A 15989-nucleotide genomic window follows, 5' to 3' on the forward strand; every position below is an offset into this window, starting at 1 on the left:
TGACAGAATCGTAGAAACAGGTTAAATTATATCTGTACTTAAAAAAAGAACAAGTTTTGGAGGGGTTTATTATGGCAGCAATTACAATTTTTGGAAATGGTAATATGGGACAGGCTTTGGACAGTGTCTTTACAGCTGGTGGCAACACCGTAACACACATCGACCGTGACGATGCAGTGGAAAACCTGGGTGATATCGTGGTTTTGGCTGTGCCTTATCCAGTGGCCGTATCGATTGCTAAAGCGCAAGCTACTCAGTTGGCCGGCAAAGTCGTTATCGACATCAGTAACCCATTGAACTTTGATACTTGGGATGAATTGGTTGTCCCCGCCGCCAGTTCCGCAACCGCTGAACTGGCTAAGTTGTTGCCTGACAGTCAAGTCGTCAAGGCCTTCAATACGACGTTTGCCGCTACTTTGGCTAGCAAGCAAGTTAGTGGCAAGGAACCCACCACGGTTCTAGCTGCCGGTGATGATGCCGCAGCCAAACAAACGTTAGCAGATGCTCTCAAAACCAGTGGCGTGAAAGTCATTGATGCTGGCGCACTTAAGCGAGCCCGCGAATTAGAGGCCATGGGCTTCTTACAAATGACGTTAGCGGCCAGCGAAAAGATTGGCTGGACCGGTGGCTTTGCGATTCTCAACTAACATCACATTAAAAATTCTAAAAATGGTTCCTTTAACAGGTATATCTGTTAAGAGAACCATTTTTTATTTAACCACCAGACAGTAGGGTCTGCCAATAGTCAGAGTCAGCTACGTCTCATTCCCCCAGCTTCACTTAGGATAATCCCTTCAACTTCTCTAGTCATCAATGCTATAATACGGGATAAAAGGAGTGCTGCATTTATGACAAAACGTATTAAAGGTTCTTGTACCACTATTCTTGTAGGTAAGAAGGCCTCGTTGGACGGCTCCACCATTATTTCTCGAAACGATGATGGTCACGAAGCGCTCGACCCCGAAAAATTCGTCGTCGTTAATCCTGCCGACCAGCCCACTGATTACCAAGCCGTTATCAGTGGCGTCAACATTAAATTACCTGATAACCCGCTCCGGTATACGTCGATTCCCAACTCTATCTTGACAAACGGAATCTGGCCCGCTGCCGGTATTAACAGTGACAATGTAGCCATGTCCGCCACAGAGACCATCACGACGAATGCTCGTGTCTTGGGTATCGATCCATACGTTGCCGGTGGCATTGGTGAAGAAGACTTGGTCACTCTCGTTCTCCCTTATATTCACAGTGCTCGTGAAGGGGTTGAACGCCTCGGTCAGTTACTGGCAGAATTTGGGACGTACGAACCCAACGGTATTGCCTTTTCTGATAACAATGAAATCTGGTGGTTGGAAACCATTGGCGGTCATCATTGGGCTGCCAAGCGGATTCCGGACGACGCTTACGTCGTTGCCCCCAACCGAATGAACATTGACGACTTTGATTTCGCTGCCGATGATACCATGGCCTCCGCTGATTTGGCTGACCTCATTGAAACGTATCATTTGAATCCTGATTTCGATCGAATCAACCTCCGCCACATCTTCGGTAGCGCAACGGACAAGGATACCGTCTATAACAATCCTCGTGCTTGGTTTGGTCAAAAGTACTTTACACCAGACGTTGACCAAGACCCTCAAGGCCAAGACCTGCCCTTCATCTGCCATGCTAACCGCAAGATTTCCATTGAAGATGTTAAGTACGTCTTGAGCTCACACTACCAAAACACCCAATACGATGTTTATGGTGATGGGACTGAAAGTGACAAGACCAAGTTCCGGCCAATCGGTATCAACCGGAATCACGACGTGCACATCCTCCAAATTCGTAACGATGTCCCCGCCAGCATTGCCGGGATTCACTGGCTAGCCTTTGGCGCGAATACGTTCAATACGGTCGTTCCGTTCTACGCGAATGTCGACGACACCCCCGCCGCTTATAAAGATGCTGATGGTACCTTTAATCTGAATCATATGTACTGGTTAAGCTGCACCACGGCATTACTCGGTGACACGGACTTCGACTTATATGAAGACTTCCGTAATACCTTCGCTTTAGAAGCCATGGGAGCCTACCGGAAGATTCAAAACGATACTGACGCAGCCATCAAGAACGGCGCCGATGTGTCAATTTTGAAATCTGCTAACGAACAGCTTTCCAATGAATCCTTCACGCGTCAAACCAAATTATTGGGTGACATGGTGACCTTTGGTTCTGAACACATGAAGTTACGCTACAATTTAAACGACTAATGCTCTAGTCAACTCTATTTTAAATACAAAGCGTCCAGGACTTATGCCCTGGGCGCTTTGTATTTTCGTGTATTTGGTACGTACCTTTTCCTAAATCACTAATTTTCCCGCAATGACTAACCCAATCGCCACAAGTGCACAGATAACGACACTCGCCACGTACAGCCGTTCTAATGGTGACTGGAACCACCGCCGCTCACTTTCTTTGCGCGCCATCAGATATAAAATACTTCCCGGAATATAGGCAATCGTGCAGAGAATAATATACTTAAAACCGGAAAAATAAATAGCGGTTCCTTCAAATAACAGCGCCCCAATCCCAATGGCTAACTGCCAACGACTACCGGACTCACGCAAATGTTGCCATGAGTACTTAATCTGGTAGGCCGCCACTAAAATATAACAAATCGTCACGGCCGCCGTACACATCGAATAGGCAATTTGATAAGCCTGATCCGTAAAGATCAGCGTGACCAAAAAGAACTGGACCAAGACACTACTGGTAACCAACGAGACCGTGGGCGCTCCCTGCTTATTTTTTCGACTAAAGACCCGTGGTAATAGTTTCTGGTCAGCCATCAACCGAATCGTTTCCGCCGGTAACATGGTCCATGATAGCCAAGACCCCAACGTTGAAATGATTAAACCCAGGCTAATCAAGGCCCCACCCCATGGCCCGACCATCTCTTTAAATAGGTAAACCATCGCCGGTTGATGAATAGTTGCTAATGCCTGGCGACTGAAGTAACCATAGGGCAAGACTGACGCCAAAACATAAATCGTTAATAAACCAACTAAACCAATCAGTGTCGCTTTCCCCGCATCGGCGGTCTTTTTGGCCCGTGACGACAGCATGGTGGCCCCTTCAATTCCGACAAACACCCACATCATAATAATGAAGCACCGTTTGATTTGGCTCGCAATTGTTTCAGTCCCTTGTAAATTACTACCAACATTGGTCCAAAAATGAGCCGTAAAAACTTGGCCCTTAAATAGGAAAATGGCAAAAACAATAAAGACAAAGAGTGGAATTAACTTGCAAACCGTAATCATCGCGTTTAGGAGCGCTGCACTTTCAATCCCATGATTCACTAATAAGGTTAGTAACCACAGGATCACACTGGCAACAATAACCGAGGGAATTTGACTGCGGCCATTAAATACCGGGAGAAAATAGCCCACAGCACTCATCATCACCGTCGCAAATGCCACATTTCCCATCCACGCCGAGATCCAGTATCCCCACCCACTGATAAAGCCGGTATACTTGCCAAAGCCCTCTTCTGCATAGGAAAAGATTCCCTCCAAGTCTGGCCGCTTGAGGACTAAATTGTTCAACGATAAGGCTAACATCAAGGTTCCCAACCCCACGATGCCCCAAGCAATCAGCGCGGGACCAGGTGACGCTGCAATCGCCAAATCTGAGGTGAGAGCAAAAATCCCCCCACCAATCGATGACGTAATAACTGTTGAAATCAGTGCCAACAACCCGAGGCCGTGACTTTTATCAGGTGATGAAGTGGCCTTTTTCATGAGTAAAAGATCCTTTCGAGCAACGTCAATTTTAAAGCGTTTTGGACGATAGACAAGGTGGCAAACAATATAAGCGCTTACATATTCAAATAAAATAACCATTGGCACACTACTGCCAGCCAACACATCCGTCAATATGTCAGAATTATACACCCTTACACGATAAATATACATGAACTTTTTCGCATTTTATTGGCCAACAAACCATAGCAATCACAACTTATACGCTGATTTTGCACTGAACGAATGTGTATAAAAGAACGACTGGGAATTCAGACTATTTATGCATTTTAACTTTTTGTTCAGTTTTTCGCAAATGAAACGCAAAAAAAGAACCTAGACCAGCATCTAGGTTCTTCGTCACTTACGTAAATTATTGGACGACTTGTGCCACCGCAGCATTCACTGCGGCTTTTTCATCTTCAACTAAGGCCACGCGACTTGCGATAACCTTGGTATCCATCTTGATTTCACGTCCTAAACCAGGCGTCGGAATCTTTGGTTCAAAGAATTCCTTGAACTCAGCTAACCGTTCAGGTGTGTGGAAGATCGCCGCAGTTACCGTAATAAATGTGGTGAATTCCATATCACCACCCACAGTTGCTTCCAACCAATCCCAATCTTGACGGATCCAGTCCCAAGCCGCCTGCTGCCCCTTGGCATTGGCCAAGACACCACGGTACCAAGCCCGTAAGTCCTGTGGTTTAACCGTGGCCGCGTCTTCAAAGACTGCGATTAACTTCGCAATCAACTTGGCATCTGGTGTGGTCGTCAATGCGGCACACAGATCGGCCTTGTAGCTGGCATCCGTTGCTTGCCGGTAATCTGTCAGCAACTGATCAAAGACCGTTGCGTCACTGAAGTTCGTGACTTCATTTGCCAAAACATAGTAACGCGTTGCAGCTGGCAAGCCTGCTAAATTGTCGCGATTGGCTGTGAACAGTTCATGCGCAGCGGCGACTGATTGGGCATTTTTAGCATAGAGGGCCGCGCTTAATACATATGGCCGGGTTAACTGGTCATCATTAGATTCGCCAGCTTTAGGGGTCCACCCCAACCGGTCAACTTGTGCCACACTTAACCGATCAAAGAATTGTTGCAGTTGCTTTTCGGCATCAGAATCTGGCGTGACGAACTTCTTCAAGTTACCAGCGACCTGATACAACGCATCGTTAACCACCGTAGCTTCACTAGCCGCAAATCGTGGCAACAAGGCGACGACATCCGCATAAGAAATCTGCCGCCCTTCAGCCAATAGTCGTTGATCTTGTAGCAATTGGAGTTGATCAATCGCTGTTAACTCAGTGATATGATCTAAAATATCTGCTAGTAAGGTATCATCGTACTTCACAATCGCATGTGAATTATTGCCGACATTTAGCCGGAACGGCTGTCCATTAGCCTGCCGTAAATCCGCATAAGTTCCTAACGTCACTTGTGACGCCGTCAACAATTCTGGGACTTCAGCATAGTTACTGCTCAATGGCACTTGCCATTGACGTTTGGCGTCTGTGCCATCGCCAATAAAGAATTGTTGCTGGGTCACTGTCAACTGACCATCGACCACCGCAGCCGTTAAGACTGGGTAACCAGGTTGTTCCAGCCACGAATTCATTACGCTCTTCAAATCCATATTGGCAGCAGTCCCTAAAGCAGACCACAAGTCAGCCCCAGTTGCATTGCCAAACTTATGGGCGTCGAAGTAAGCCTTCAGGCCCGTTCGCAGAGCATCATCGCCAATTAAAGCCCGTACCATGACTAACATCCGGGCACCCTTGGCGTAAACAATGGCACTATCAAAGAGCGCATCAATTTCAGCTGGATCTTCTACTTGCACGTGGACAGATTGTACACCGTCCGTTGCGTCCCGTTGTAAGGCCATCGGGGCTTCAGTTGTTTGGAAGACTTCCCAAATGTGCCAATCAGGTTCGATGGCATCAATGGCAACGTATTCCATCATGTTGGCAAAACTTTCGTTCAACCAAAGATCATCCCACCACTTCATCGTAACCAAATCACCAAACCATTGGTGAGCCAGTTCATGAGCAATGACGGTGGCAACCCGTTGCTTCGTTTCAAACGACGTATTGTCGGGGTCTAAAACGAGGTAAGCTTCCCGGTAAGTAACCAATCCCCAGTTTTCCATGGCACCAGCGGAAAAGTCAGGTAAGGCTAACTGCCAGGAATGTGGTAGTGGATAAGGTGTCTGATAGAAGTCTTCGTAAAATTCAATTGAGCGCTTGGCAATGTCTAACGCAAAGTCCAATTCATTGGCTTGATGCGCCTTGGTAGCAAACACCCCAACCTGAACCCCACTCTTAGTAGTCGTCATCTTACTTTGCAAATCACCAAAGGCAAAGGCAATCAGGTACGTGGACATCTTAACCGTGGTGTCAAAGTAGTGCACGCCGGCTTCGACCTTGGTCTCAGGCATGTTACTGATAACCGTTTCACCAGGCTGTTCATCGAACTTAATCGCTAGGTCAAAGGTTGCTTTGGCCTCCGGTTCATCGATACTTGGGAAAGCTTGGCGCGCAGCGGTCGTTTCAAACTGGGTTCCAATGATTTGCTTTTGTTCGCCGTTAACGTCGTAGTAGGATGGGTAAATCCCCATCATGCTATCAGTTAATGGCGCCGTGTAATCAATGGCTAACGTCACGTTACCCGTCTGTGGGACCGGAATCCGAATGGCTTCGGCCGCAGGATCATCCGTAACCGTCACGGCTTTGCCGTCAACCGTTACCTGTTGGATCTTTAAGAACTTCTGGTGAATGCCAATCGTCGTAGCTAAGGCGTCACCAGTAATCGTCGTCTTCCCGCTAATTTGCTTCGTTTCGCGGTTAATGTCGAGATAAATATCGTAGTGTGCCGGGTGGAACAGGTCATACAAGTGCGTTGATTCTGTCATGAGTTCCCCTCCAGATTAAATAGAATATCTACATTATACGACAAACTAGGGTAAATATGAGAATGGTTTGCCATTTTCTCATATTTACCCTAGTTTGGCAGCTTATTTTAAAAACTGTATCATTATTCTCACTCTATGGAGAGTATCAACAAGACTTTTAACACCCACCATTACTTAGCTTAACCCCAGCCTGAAAAGCGGCCAGAACATCGGCCCCCTTAACCAGCTGAACAGTGCCATCCAGCATCATGTGGGCATCATCAGTAATGGCAATGCTTCTGTGACGATAGTCTAATTTTAACCCCGTTCCACAGAAAACCAGATCATAGTTAGAGGTCCAGAGCCGGACACCTTGCGCATTCGTCAGCAAAATGGGGTAGTCAGCGTCTGGCTCATCAACGTCAATGATGCTAAAGTTCGTGCCAATACTACAAGCACCGCCCTGTAGCGAGTACTTGCCGCCACCATCATCCACTAATAAAATCAGGTTGTGGTCCGTCAGGTGTTTTTGCTGAAGATAGTGGTAGAAATCGGGTGTTAGGGTAATTTCGGGCATAGTGGGAACCTCCTCGGGGTTAGCTGTGATATTCTTACTAATTGTAAGGATATCACATTTTCAATAAATTCTCGCCTAAATTGCCGTCACCACAAACAACTGGGCATAAAAGTCTTTAGACTCTTGGCCGTCCGCCAAAATGGTTGGGACAAAATAACCAGCATTCATTAATTCATCCCCATAATAGGTTGATGGGTCATCATTAATTTGATAGCGCTGATTAGGACGTAATCCCTTGAAATAGAAGCGGGTATAAGGCGCATTGGGATGATTCAACAGTTGGTACCGGGCGGCAATCGCTTGTTTCTGGTCGTCACTCACAACCTGCCAACTAGTGACATTGCCGTCCCCCACAAAGGGACTGTCGATTCGGTAAAACTTTCCAAATTGGAAAAGCTGGCGATAACGTTTATAAAAGGCCACTTGTTTTTTGACTTGGTCCAATTCCGTTGGCGCCATCTTGGTAATATCGAGTTCATACCCCAAATCACCGAAGAACGCTACGGCCCCTCTGGTCTTTAGCGACGTGATCCGCCCCATCTGGTCATTTGGAACCGCAGAGACGTGGGCTCCCATCATGGCTTGTGGATACCCATAGGACGTCCCGAATTGAATCAGCAGGCGTTCTGCCGCATCAGTATCATCACTCGTCCACGCTTGCGGCGCATAATACATCATCCCCAGATCGAACCGGCCCCCACCGGACGCACAGGATTCAAACAAAACATTCGGATAGGCCTGCGTTAGTCGAGCATACAACTGATAAACGCCTAGAATATATCGATGCGGCAGTTCTAATTGCTGGTCATTAGTTAACCTTGAACTAAACATTTCCGTCGCATAGCGGTTCATATCCCACTTGATGTAGTCCAAGTTCGCCGATTCAATCATCTGACTCATCAGCTTAAATAGGTAATCGACCACTTCTGGCCGCGCCATATCCAAAACGAACTGGTGGCGACCAGGCGTTGGCGTCGATTTGGGTGCATGAATCAACCAGTCGGGATGCTGTTGGTAAAGGTCACTATCAACAGAAACCATTTCCGGTTCAAACCACAAACCAAACTTCATCCCTTGCTGATGAACTGCTTGACTGAAGTGTTCGATGCCATCCGGAAACTTCCTCTGATCGACAAACCAGTCCCCTAAGGAGGTGGTGTCGTCATCCCGGTGGCCAAACCAGCCATCATCCAGCACAAACATCTCAATTCCCAGTCGCTTAGCTTGGTTAACAATCGTCATCAACTTCGCTTCGTTAAAGTCAAAGTAGGTGGCCTCCCAATTATTAATCAGCACCGGCCGTTCCTCATGAGCAAATCGCGGATTAACCAAATGCTGCTGATAAAAACTAGCCATCTGCTGTGACAGTTGGTTCATTCCGGCTGAGGTATAACTCAAAATTGCCTCGGGAGTCTGAAATGTCGCTTGCGGGGCCAGATTCCAACCAAATTCGTCTGGATTGATTCCGGTCAGAATCCGGCTGGTACTGTATTGGTCAACTTCAATGGCATCCAAAAAATTACCGGAATAAACTAAATTGAAGCCAAAGACCGCCCCTTGCTCGTCGGTCGTCTGTGGTCGGGCCAACATCATGAAGGGGTTTTGTTGGTGACTTGAGGCCATCCGTAGGCTACTAATACTCTGCATTCCCGGTCGTAATGGCTGACGATACAGATGCCGTTCACGCGCCCACGTACCAGAGAATTGGATCAGGTCATAATTGGCATCCGGTAAATCTAATTGAGAACTGAGCGCCCGATTCAGAACTAATTTTTCGGAACTTGGATTGGTAAACTTCGTACTTTTTACAATGACATCTTGGTGTGGAAAAATACTATAATTAAGGTCAAGTGCCAACCCGGTAATCCGATCGTTAAAGGACACGACTAATGTTTGGGCATCGTCATCGGTATCATCAAACGTTGATGGCAAGTTGGCTAATCGCTGTTTCCCTGTTAGTAGTTGGTAATGATCATAAGTCAACTCGGTAATCCGACTCCCATTTGCTTGGGTCACTTGAAAAGCCGGTTGCCGGAAATCGCCCTTGCCCAGGCTCGCATACTCGGCCTTGATCGTGGCTGGCTGAAAATTCGGGTTTTCTTCGTTCAATGACGGTGTCGCATCACGCCATTCCTGTGACATGAGATTTTGATAGGTCGGTTGCACGTGGATTCTTGGTCCATAATAAATCTGACCGGCCTCGCCATTTTTCATAATTTGAAAAATATAACTCGTGTGATCGGTTTGTAGATGAAACGTAAGATTAGCTTCATTGACATGGATTGACATAGCATCGATTCCTTTCAAAAAAATGATAGCGATTACATTGTTTATCATACAACAGTTGCGTTCAGGATTCATCGGGATAGCTCAACTGTTGGCATTTGCGCAATTGGTTAAAATCCCAAACCACAAAAAAGCTGACAACTTACAACTTCGCTGTCAGCTTTTTCAAATGATTTATTAGCCTAGTCCCAAGTGATGAGATTAATGCCGTCTTCTAGCATCCGCAAAGCCCAAAGTTGTCAGTAGAACGAGAACTCCGGCAACGAATGAACTCATCGTAGATTTTTCATTGGTCTGTGGTAACGTTTCGGTCGCCATTTTTTCGCTAGTTGTCATCTTTTTGTCGGCCTTCGTCACTGGGGATTTTGCGGCCGTCTGCGCGACCTTTTGACCCTCAGCCTTGGTATTTAAAGCGACTGTCGTATTCTTTTGCGCACTCTTTTGCCCCTTGGCCGCTTGACCATTTTGATGAACCGCCAACTGCTTGACTGACTTAGTTACTTTGTCGGCCTCGTTCTTATTAGGAACAATCGCGTCACCGTCACCGCCATTAACAATTGGGTTAGGGGTAGTAGGCGTTTCAGGAACTACGGGCGTATCTGGATTGCTTGGTGTTCCTGGATCAACGGGTGTGCCCGGGTCAACTGGCTCGGTAGGAGCAGTCTTGGTCATTTGATTATCAACGTTAATGTAAACGTAAGCGGAATAAGTTGCATTTTGCGCGAGGAGGTAAATTAAATAGGTCCCACTCTTGACATCTTTATTACCGGTAAATTGGTAAACACCATTAGCATCTTGCGTAATTTTAAACGTATTGGCCGCATCTTCTGCGACGTTTTTACCATTTACATTCGTTATCCGCATGACCGAACTGGTTAAATTATCAAACTTGAAATTTTCCATGTCAAATTTGGTCGGCTGATTTTCCCCAGTCGTTAAGTCCTGCAACCCATTAATAACGGCACTTGGTTCAAACGTCATATTGTCATCCGTTAAAATGACGTCATTGCCCTGAATACTTTGTTTCCAGCCATTATAGCCTTGATAGGTATCACTATTATTGGATAAGATTCCCGAAGTAAAATTATTGTAAAAATACAAAAGATTTTTCAATTTTTGGGTATTAGGCAAATCACCACTGAACTGATTATTCTGCAGCCATAACCACTCAATGTTTTTTAAGTCAGGCAGTTGACCGGTAAACTGATTGTTATTTAAATTAGCTTCGACCAGTGAATCACCAAATTCAGCAATCGGCCCACTCAGTTGGTTATACTGTACAGAAACATATCTCAGTCCGGGTTGATTCAAATTCTCAATATTCCCGGTTAACTGATTTTGTGAAACGTTAATACTTTCCAAATTTGTTAGGTAACGCAAACTTGGAATCGTCCCGGTTAACTGATTTTCAATCATATAAATATTCTCTATTTCCGGATTATTACTAAAATCAGGAATTCCTCCGGTAAGATTTTGTTGATCAGCCCGGAAAAACTCTAACTTAGAGTTAGCATGGAGATACTTCTGAACCAAATCGTTAGCCGTCATTCCCCAGTTTACTGGAACGCCGGTAAGATTGCTAAGTTCAAAACTAGTTAGATTAGGCGCAAAACTGAGGTCAATCATGGCAGATGGGTCAAAATAGCGCATGTCCATTTGAAAATGGATAAGGTTGGTAACCCGTTCCAACCCTTTCAAACTGGTAATCATTCCCACATCATTTGTTGAAACAGGCTGTATCATTTGTATCTTGTAATTGTCATTCAAATACTGATACAGGTTCGCATCATTAACCGTAGTCCAGGAATACGTTTTCTGAATACAATCCTCAATATATGCCCGCAAGTTAGCATCTGGCATCCAGACCTGCGCATTGTTAGGATCAAGCACACTAGCGGATTCGGCAACAGCTATCTTGTCTCCATCAGTTGTAATTGGGACCGAGTGATTTACCGCATTGCTGACATCGTTAGTCGTATCGTTCGCATCTGCATCATCGACAACCGCACTTTGCTTGTTAGCTAAGCGATTATTGTTCTGAGTAGTCGTTTCTGGCTGACCAACCGATTGATCGCTATGTACTGGATTATCAGTTGCGTCTTGCCCATCATTAGCTGGCGTCTCAGTGGTCGTCGAAGTCACTTGCGCCTTAGAAGTAGCGGTTACAGGTGCTTGTTTATCCGATGTTTGGGGTGTTTGTGAAGTGTTGGCTGAGCTAGTAGATCCAGTAGCTGAGCTTTGAACAGAAGAGGATGTGTCAGCACTGGACTGCTTTTGTACTAACGATGACGAATCAGCGGCAGGCGTTACGTCGGCATGAACCGTCGTCTCAACAGTAGCGGTCCCAAGTCCTAAAGCTAGAAGCGTAATACTAGCATAAAGCCAGTGTTTTCCTGCTTTATAGCTCTTATAATGTTCCTTGTTTTCACCAATAGTTGCACGTTTCATGATAATATCCTCCTTATAAAGTATACTCGTATAAACTACATTTGATGTTTATATATTATGTGCCGCAGGTTATTTGCATACCTAGTTTTAGCGGTTTATGTAATTTTATTGTTTTATATTTATTATCCACAATTAGTAATATGGATAACATTTACTTTATCGTACCATGTCGCACATAAATGTCAAGATGTCCTTAACCCCTATAAACACTGCACTAGATTGTTTGAAAAAACTTAGCATCACAAATAACTTGTTGAAAAGCATGTGAAAGCGGTTAGTGTTAGCCATACCAATAACTTTATTCAAGAATAATAAATCGGCTATCTGAATCAATCCATTAAATTATTTCATCGAATTTTATTGATGAAATCTAAAGTAACAAAAAACTTAGAACCAAAATCACAAAATCTATGAGTCTGATTCTAAGCTCTTTTCCTATTTTGTGTTCATAATATTTTCCAGACCATAAAACCACACTTCCCCCCTCCGCCGCGCCAACCAAGTTTTGCATGAACGTTTGATATTTATTTCTAAATAAAAACGACAAGCCTACTGTCACGATAACAGTAGACTTGTCGTTTATATCTATAAAACTGGTGGGAATTTGTCTGAGAAGCACACTAACTATTGGGCATTTTTCAATACCTAAATCAGTAATGTTGTTAACTCGACACACCGATTTGAGGGGCTATTCCCACTCAATAGTCGAAGGCGGCTTACTCGTCACATCATATAAGATGCGGTTAACATGTTCCACTTCATTAACAATCCGCACGGAAATATCTTGCAAGACATCCCATGGAATATGCGCGAAGTCAGCCGTCATACCATCAATCGAAGTGACAGCACGAATACCCACGGCGTAATCATACGTCCGGCCATCGCCCATTACCCCGACACTCTTGATGTTAGGCAGCACCGTAAAGTATTGCCAAATGTCTCGGTCGAGCCCGGCCTTCTTGATCTCCTCACGGAGAATCAAATCGCTATCGCGGACAATTTGGAGCTTTTCTGGTGTGATTTCACCCAACACCCGAATCCCTAAACCAGGACCAGGGAATGGTTGCCGCCACACTAACTCGCTTGGCATTCCCAGCTTTTCACCCAATTCACGGGCTTCATCCTTGAACAGCGAACGTAAGGGTTCAATCAATTGGAAATGCATATCTTCCGGCAAGCCACCAACGTTATGGTGTGACTTGATTGTTTGGGCCGTATCCGTCCCACTTTCAATCACGTCAGTGTACAGCGTTCCTTGGGCTAAGAAGTCGATACCATCCAGCTTTTGGGCCTCATCATTGAAGACTTGAATAAACTCATTTCCAATAATCTTACGTTTCTTTTCGGGTTCCGTAACGCCTGCCAACTTACTCAAGAAGCGATCTTGCGCGTTGACCTGCACGATGTTCAACCCAAATTTACCTTCTAGACTGTCCATCACTTGCTTGGCTTCACCCTTACGTAATAGGCCGTGATCGACGAAGATACTGGTCAATTGTGAGCCGATTGCTTTATGCAACAACACGCCCACAACGGATGAATCAACCCCACCAGACAGACCCAACAGGACCTTCTTGTCGCCAACGGTTTCCCGAATTTGAGCAATTTGTAAATCAATGAAATCATCCATTGACCAGTTGGCCTGTGCTTGGCAGACATCAAAAGCAAAGTGCTTTAAGATATCGTTACCGTATTCCGTGTTCCGGACTTCAGCATGGAATTGGATCCCATAAAAATTACGGGTCGTATCCTGCATCGCTGAAATTGGACAGTTTTCACTGGTTGCTACCCGTTCAAAACCATCAGGCACTTGAGTGACTAAGTCCCCATGGCTCATCCACACCGTTTGTTCCTTAGGGGTGTCGTGGAATAGCTTTGCGTCGTCGCTCAGAACCGTAATATCGGCCCGACCGTATTCTCGGTTATCAGCGGATTCAACCTTACCACCCGTCAAACTGTGGGCCATCAGTTGCATCCCGTAACAAATTCCTAAAATTGGAATACCGAGGTTAAAAATCTCTGGGTCCACATTAAACGCACTACTGTCGTAGACACTATTTGGTCCACCAGAGAAGATAATTCCCTTGGGGCCCCAAGCCTTAATCTCAGCCGCAGTCATCGTATGGGCCTTTAATTCGGAGTAAACTCCGAGGTCGCGAATCCGGCGGGTGATCAATTGGTTGTATTGACTCCCAAAGTCTAAGACGATGATCTTGTCGAATTTAGACATATCAACGTTTGCCAAGCCATTCACCCTTTCTTCTTTTTCAACATTGCTTATATCATACCGATTTCTGAAACGCGGGTCAATCTAAAACAACGTTCAATCTATCACGAATTAGTTTATCCGGTAACGCAGATGAAGGTATGGTTGCCGATCCAAGCGCCGGCGTTCGGTGGTCACACACCCAAACATGGCCGCTAGCTGGGCCAAACGACTCCCAGGCCGCACATCTAATCCCAAGAAGGCCTGACCACTCAAACGGGCCTGATGAATGGCATCCCCAAATAACCACTCATCAAACCACTTTTGTTGATAAGTCTTGTGTTGCGAACGGTTACGTACCGTGAGCAAGTCCAAGTACCACTCATCAGACAACGCGCGCGGTGAGACCACTGACTGCTGCGGTGGTGCCACCTGCAAGCGTTCAAACAGGGTCGTCCACTCATTATCCAATGTCATTTCAACGGCTGCTGGGTACCCGTAAGCTACCCCGACGGCCACGCCCTGATTTTGATAAACGCGCGCTTGTGGAAAACCATATCGAAACGCTGACTGGTGATACCCGACAAACAATAGCTGCGATAATTGCTCTTTACTAAGGCGCCGCAATCGGCGTAACTGGCGGCGCTCCAGCTCGTGTAAGACCAACATGCTCACCGCATCCGCATCAACAATGGTCGCATCACGTAGCACTCCCATCGCCCCCCTAATATTTCCGTAACAGCAATCGATCAATCCGGTGGCCGAATGTTTTATGAATAATCATATCGGCCCGGTTGCGAGTTGGTAAAATATACTCTTCCAGGTTTTTTAAATCAATATCACGCCACACCCGTTTACTCTTAGCAATGGCCTCATCATGATCGCCAATCGCGTAAGGGTAATAGTAATTGGTCGGGTCCTGAAAAGCCGTCGCTAGTAGCAATTCAAACCGTTCCAAGAACCAACTTTCAATCAGCGTTGGGTCGGCATCTACGTAAATTGAAAAATCGGTGAAATCACTGACATAAATTTGCTCGTTAGTCGGCAACTGTAAGGTATTGATGCCTTCAACGATCAGCACATCTGGATGCATGATGTAGTCAAACTGATCGGGAACGATGTCATACACTTTGTGCGAATAGACTGGGGCCTTAATCAGTTCCTTTCCCGCCTTAACGTCATTGAGAAATTGAATCAGTGCCGTCATATCATAGCTTTCTGGAAACCCTTTACGTGCCATTAAATTACGTTTTTTAAGTTCCTCATTGCTATATAAAAAGCCATCGGTCGTAATAAGCTGAATCCGTTGATCCGTAAAATAGTGATTAAGCAACACTTCCAATAACCGTGCAGCCGTACTCTTGCCCACCGCCACGCTACCGGCAATTCCAATAATAAATGGAACTCGCTGTTGTGGTTGCTTTAAAAAGGTTGCTTTATCGCGTTGTAACTGCCGATAATGATCAAATTCCAAGTGTAACAAGTGCACTAGCGGAATATAAATATCCTGCACATCTTGCAGCGAAATGCGGTCGTTAAACGCCTTAATCTGCCGCAAGCTTTCTTGCGTTAGTGGCAAGGTAGCGTCCGCCGAGAATTGTTGCCACTGCTCACGGGTAAACGCGTTGTAATTAATGGGATCACGCAATCGAGACACCTCAACTTCTACAAAATAATTACTGCCTATTATACCGCAGAACTTGGTCAGGCTGACAATATTCTCGGTGAAAATCCAACAGCCATGTCCTGGCTTTATCCCGCTGCCAGACATGTATGCTACTACCCTGCCTTCCAGGCGCG

General features: G+C 45.7%; 10 protein-coding genes. 2 read left to right on the forward strand and 8 right to left on the reverse strand.

Annotation, left to right across the window (positions count from 1 at the left end; genetic code table 11):
- Positions 1 to 71: 71 nt before the first annotated feature.
- A complete protein-coding gene (locus FC61_RS04355; RefSeq protein WP_021741276.1) occupies positions 72 to 647 on the forward strand; it encodes an NADPH-dependent F420 reductase in 576 nt (191 codons plus the stop codon).
- Positions 648 to 848: 201 nt separating this feature from the next.
- Complete coding sequence (locus FC61_RS04360; protein WP_011668372.1) at positions 849 to 2252, forward strand: C69 family dipeptidase; 1404 nt, start codon at positions 849 to 851, stop codon at positions 2250 to 2252.
- A gap of 90 nt (positions 2253 to 2342) precedes the next feature.
- Here the strand turns inward: FC61_RS04360 and arcD are convergent, their stop codons facing one another.
- The 8 genes from arcD to coaA form a co-directional block, all read right to left on the reverse strand.
- Complete coding sequence (gene arcD, locus FC61_RS04365) at positions 2343 to 3785, reverse strand: arginine-ornithine antiporter (RefSeq protein ID WP_035464303.1); 1443 nt, start codon at positions 3783 to 3785, stop codon at positions 2343 to 2345.
- Positions 3786 to 4158: 373 nt separating this feature from the next.
- The gene (locus FC61_RS04370; RefSeq protein WP_021741274.1) at positions 4159 to 6693 is read right to left on the reverse strand and encodes a M1 family metallopeptidase; all 2535 of its coding nucleotides are present in this window, start codon (positions 6691 to 6693) and stop codon (positions 4159 to 4161) included.
- Between the two features lie 157 nt (positions 6694 to 6850).
- The gene (locus FC61_RS04375) at positions 6851 to 7249 is read right to left on the reverse strand and encodes an iron-sulfur cluster biosynthesis family protein (protein WP_021741273.1); all 399 of its coding nucleotides are present in this window, start codon (positions 7247 to 7249) and stop codon (positions 6851 to 6853) included.
- Between the two features lie 75 nt (positions 7250 to 7324).
- A complete protein-coding gene (locus FC61_RS04380; protein ID WP_035464292.1) occupies positions 7325 to 9538 on the reverse strand; it encodes an alpha-galactosidase in 2214 nt (737 codons plus the stop codon).
- 198 nt (positions 9539 to 9736) lie between these two features.
- Positions 9737 to 11983, reverse strand: coding sequence for a KxYKxGKxW signal peptide domain-containing protein (locus FC61_RS04385; RefSeq protein ID WP_021741270.1), 2247 nt, complete (start codon positions 11981 to 11983; stop codon positions 9737 to 9739).
- A gap of 688 nt (positions 11984 to 12671) precedes the next feature.
- Positions 12672 to 14213, reverse strand: coding sequence for a glutamine-hydrolyzing GMP synthase (gene guaA / locus FC61_RS04390; RefSeq protein ID WP_172757523.1), 1542 nt, complete (start codon positions 14211 to 14213; stop codon positions 12672 to 12674).
- A 108-nt stretch (positions 14214 to 14321) separates the two neighbouring features.
- Positions 14322 to 14906 carry a hypothetical protein gene (locus FC61_RS04395; RefSeq protein ID WP_042516719.1) on the reverse strand — a complete coding sequence of 195 codons (585 nt, stop codon included), beginning with the start codon at positions 14904 to 14906 and terminating at the stop codon, positions 14322 to 14324.
- Positions 14907 to 14913: 7 nt separating this feature from the next.
- Positions 14914 to 15837 (reverse strand): type I pantothenate kinase, encoded by a 924-nt coding sequence (coaA, locus tag FC61_RS04400; RefSeq protein WP_024526517.1) that lies wholly within the window; start codon positions 15835 to 15837, stop codon positions 14914 to 14916.
- Between the last annotated feature and the right edge of the window lie 152 nt (positions 15838 to 15989).

Origin of the sequence: Levilactobacillus brevis ATCC 14869 = DSM 20054, assembly GCF_001433855.1 — a bacterium.
In the GTDB taxonomy this organism is placed as follows: Bacteria; Bacillota; Bacilli; order Lactobacillales; family Lactobacillaceae; genus Levilactobacillus; species Levilactobacillus brevis.

Excerpts from the sequence above, each read along its gene's own strand:
- FC61_RS04395 (WP_042516719.1), bottom strand. The coding sequence starts at position 14,906 with ATGGGAGTGCTACGTGATGCGACCATTGTTGATGCGGATGCGGTGAGC.
- FC61_RS04360 (WP_011668372.1), top strand. The coding sequence starts at position 849 with ATGACAAAACGTATTAAAGGTTCTTGTACCACTATTCTTGTAGGTAAG.
- FC61_RS04370 (WP_021741274.1), bottom strand. The coding sequence starts at position 6,693 with ATGACAGAATCAACGCACTTGTATGACCTGTTCCACCCGGCACACTAC.
- FC61_RS04380 (WP_035464292.1), bottom strand. The coding sequence starts at position 9,538 with ATGTCAATCCATGTCAATGAAGCTAATCTTACGTTTCATCTACAAACC.
- FC61_RS04375 (WP_021741273.1), bottom strand. The coding sequence starts at position 7,249 with ATGCCCGAAATTACCCTAACACCCGATTTCTACCACTATCTTCAGCAA.
- FC61_RS04355 (WP_021741276.1), top strand. The coding sequence starts at position 72 with ATGGCAGCAATTACAATTTTTGGAAATGGTAATATGGGACAGGCTTTG.
- guaA (WP_172757523.1), bottom strand. The coding sequence starts at position 14,213 with ATGTCTAAATTCGACAAGATCATCGTCTTAGACTTTGGGAGTCAATAC.
- FC61_RS04385 (WP_021741270.1), bottom strand. The coding sequence starts at position 11,983 with ATGAAACGTGCAACTATTGGTGAAAACAAGGAACATTATAAGAGCTAT.
- arcD (WP_035464303.1), bottom strand. The coding sequence starts at position 3,785 with ATGAAAAAGGCCACTTCATCACCTGATAAAAGTCACGGCCTCGGGTTG.